This is a genomic window from Mesonia sediminis, assembly GCF_042684705.1.
GTDB lineage: Bacteria > Bacteroidota > Bacteroidia > Flavobacteriales > Flavobacteriaceae > Mesonia > Mesonia sediminis.
The window spans coordinates 1-1622 of record NZ_JBHULZ010000026.1 but is presented as its reverse complement, the minus strand read 5'-3'; the positions used below and the strand labels follow the sequence as shown (position 1 = coordinate 1622).

1 protein-coding gene is annotated in these 1622 nt (G+C 31.8%); it reads right to left on the bottom strand.

Annotation, left to right across the window (positions count from 1 at the left end; all coding sequences use genetic code 11):
* Window positions 1–173 precede the first annotated feature (173 nt).
* Window positions 174–1106: a hypothetical protein gene (locus ACFSQ0_RS05645; RefSeq protein WP_379045393.1), complete on the bottom strand. Its 933-nt coding sequence runs from the start codon at window positions 1104–1106 to the stop codon at window positions 174–176.
* Window positions 1107–1622 lie beyond the last annotated feature (516 nt).

Here is a 1622-nt window from a genome sequence, read left to right as displayed (position 1 = left end):
GCACAGCAATAGATTAATCCCCATAGTACCAACCGACAAACAGCCGGGTTAGTCAACACGGCGTTCATGTTAGGCTCCCGAAAAAAGAAGTCGGGACAAGCTGTACCGGCCACACAGCTTGCCCCGATTTTTCATTGGGGAACGCTTAGTTATTGGCAATAGGTTTTTTTGTTTTATAATTTTACTTCCTTTGCTTGTAGTTGGATTGCTGGAGTTATAAGAATTCTTTTAGATGGGGTTTTAAACAGGAAATTAGCAAAATCATATTTAACCATTAGGTTACTATTTTCTAAATAAACAGATTCTTTACCTTTAGTTATATTATATGTCTTGGCGTAATAATTATTTTCGTTGGAAAACTGAAATTTCAATTTTGTTTTGTCTTTATTTGTTGGAGTAAATTTTTGATGATTTTCATTTAAATAGTATAAAAGCTCTATACAAACAAAAAGTGTTTTGCCTTCTTCAAATAAAATATCCTCTTTGTGCTCAATCTCAATTCTGTTTTTTTGCTTAGGATTTAAGTAAAGGGTATCGGTTGAATAAATCTTTTTAATAAAATGAAGCGTTTGTAAATTACCTGAAGGCAAACTTTCTTCGACTTCAAAAAAGTGGATTTTATAAGCTGTTTTGAACTTTACTTTGTCAACATAGAAAATGGTCTGGCTAATATCTAAATTGCTGTGATGGTTTTTGAAAATTATACCAGAATCTATTTCTGATGTAATGAATTTGCTTTGGGAGTTTATAATCCTATTTGATTCCCCAAAAATTATAGAGCCTTCTTTTTTTGTGGAAATTACCAGATCGTCTAACTGAATATGCTCCTTAGATAGGTAAACGGCTTCATTCAAATTTTGTGTTTCTAGCGTATACGTTCTATAGTGTGTTTTAGTAAATTTTATTTTATCATACTGAAGGTCTTCGGGAATAATGGTTGCTTTATTGTTTTTAGTAACATCTTGATAAACCACCTTATTGTCTTTATAAATTGTAAAAGATACAGACTCTACTAAATCATAAGTGTCCTTATCGACAACGATGAACTTTTGACCAAAAAGGTTTAAAGAAAAAAATAGTAAAAAGTATAGGATTGTATTTTTCATTCACTTTATAATAAAAACGGTACTGCTAAATTGTATTATACTGAAATAGGTTGACCTTTTTTACGGTCTTTTTTGGTTGATTAACTACTACTTTTAGATAGTAAGTTCAGGTAAATTTACATTATTTTTTCGATAGGATCTGTATTTGATTGTTGGATTTTAGTGGCCTTCAGCTGGCTTTCTTAAATGCAGGCTAAAATGTGTTCTTAGGTTATTGTAAATATACACTGCTTGTGCTGTCATTTTCTGCGCTAATTCAGTGTTTTTAATCGTTTGTTTTAAACCGTATTCGTGTTATAGAGTTCTGTAAATGTTTTCAGGTACTGCTTTTTCGCCAGTGTTCATTTTGTATTTTCATAAGTGACTATAATTAATGGTTTAATTTTTAGTCAACCTATTTCAGGAAAGTTCACTGTTCGTATTTCACACGTTGTACCTTACGTTGGGCAATCTCTTTTTTTATCTCAGTTTTAGTATCCTTGTCGGCTTGGGCTAGAGCTTTGTTATGGGCAGCGA